We start from the raw sequence: 1,624 nt of genomic DNA, 5'->3' as shown, positions 1-1,624 counted from the left end.
GCATCGGCTGCAAGCGTCGCCGGGCCGCCCATGGATGCCCTGCCGGTTTGAGGCGTCTGCGCACCCTCAATGCCTATGAGGAGGCCGCGCGCGTAGCCTGCGGCGTAGCGCGCGGCCGGAGGTTCCGGTCGTCGCGAAGTTCCAAGCTTGCGCCAGCAGGCGCTCTTCTCGTTGCGGCGTTATTCAGCTGGTGGTCCGGGGCGTTGCGCACCCGCCGGCGCCCTCGGCGGCCGCGTCTTCCAGCGCGCCACGAACTGCTCGTAGGTTCGCTCCGCCTGGCGGGCGAGTTTGGCCTCTTGTGCCCGCAACTCCTTGACGTTGTAGGCATAGGCCGGCCCGCGCCTGTTGCCCTTCTTCTGGGGCAGCCCCGCCCGGAGTTCCATGTCGCGCGTCTTCTTGGCAACCAGAGCCGGGCGCGCCCAGAGATAGTCCTCTTCCTTCGTCAGCAGATGCCAGCAGAGCACCGTCAGCTTCCGCGCCAGCGCGACCGCTGCGACCTGGTGGCCCCGCTTCGCCCGGATGCGCACGAAGAAGGCGTGCAGCGGCCCCGGCGCCTTGGCCGCCGCCCAGGCCGCCTCGACCAGCATGGCGCGGGCGTGGCTGCGGCCCACCTTGCTGATCCGGCCGTGATGCGCGGCGCCGAGCCCTGACTGGCGCACGCGCGGGTTCAGGCCGAAGTAGCTCACCAGCTTGCCCGGGCTGTCGAAGCGCGCGATGTTGCCGATCGCCGCCATGATCCCCGTGACGACAGTGAGGTTGACCCCCGTGATGGTCATCAGCCGCCGGACCGAGGCGTCGTCCATGACGCCGAGTGCGATCTCGCGGTCCAGACCGGCCTGGTCCTCCGTCAGCCGGTCGAGCTCGCGGATGTTGCGCTCGATCGCAAGCCGCTCGTCGTCGGGAACCGCCTGGCGTTCCAGCCACGCCCGCCCCCGTCCGTTGAACAGGTCTGCATGCGGGCACTTCGGGACGAGATGCGCCGCCAAGATCGCGTGCACCTCATTCTTCACCCGCGTCCGATGGCGGACGACCTGGTAGCGCCGCGCCACTAGCCGGCGGAGCCGCTCGGTCGCCGCGTCAGGCGTCCAGATCTCGGGCAGGTAACCGGCGGCATAGAGATTTGCCAGCGTGCCTGCATCGACCTTGTCGGTCTTCACATGGGCATGCGCAATGGCCTTCACCTGCAGAGGATTGGCGATCACGACCCGCGCCACGAAGGGCGACAGCACGCGCGACACCGCCATGCTGTTGCCGGTCGCCTCGATCACCACCTCGTCGGTGGCCTCGAGAGCCCTGCCGAGCCCTTCCAGCGCCGTCCGGGTCATGTCGACCCGTCCCGCATGGCGCAGGACGCCCTTCTCCCAGATCACCACCTCCCCGAAGGTCCGGTGGATGTCGATGCCGATCACGCGTCTCATCCGCGCCTCCCTGCCGATTGCCATGACGGGAGCGGCGGGGCGACACGACACCTACGGATCCGCGCGCGCAGCGCAACCGGGCGAGTCGCAGAGGCGGCCACCTACTAACGCGAGCTCGAAGCTCATCGAATACATCGGCCTGCCCGCACCTTCGTGCTCCCGGAGCCTCTGTCCCGGATGCTCGCAGCATACGCCGCCAGCGAAGT

General features: G+C 69.2%; 1 protein-coding gene. It reads right to left on the bottom strand.

All coding sequences use genetic code 11. The features are described 5' to 3' along the window. Positions 1-179: 179 nt before the first annotated feature. Positions 180-1,400 (bottom strand): IS110 family RNA-guided transposase, encoded by a 1,221-nt coding sequence (locus tag DLJ53_RS34545; protein WP_202913532.1) that lies wholly within the window; start codon positions 1,398-1,400, stop codon positions 180-182. Between the last annotated feature and the right edge of the window lie 224 nt (positions 1,401-1,624).

It is taken from the genome of Acuticoccus sediminis (genome assembly GCF_003258595.1).
Classification (GTDB): domain Bacteria; phylum Pseudomonadota; class Alphaproteobacteria; order Rhizobiales; family Amorphaceae; genus Acuticoccus; species Acuticoccus sediminis.
The sequence above is the reverse complement of the archived record's forward strand: the minus strand, read 5'-3'. Positions and strand labels throughout refer to the sequence as shown.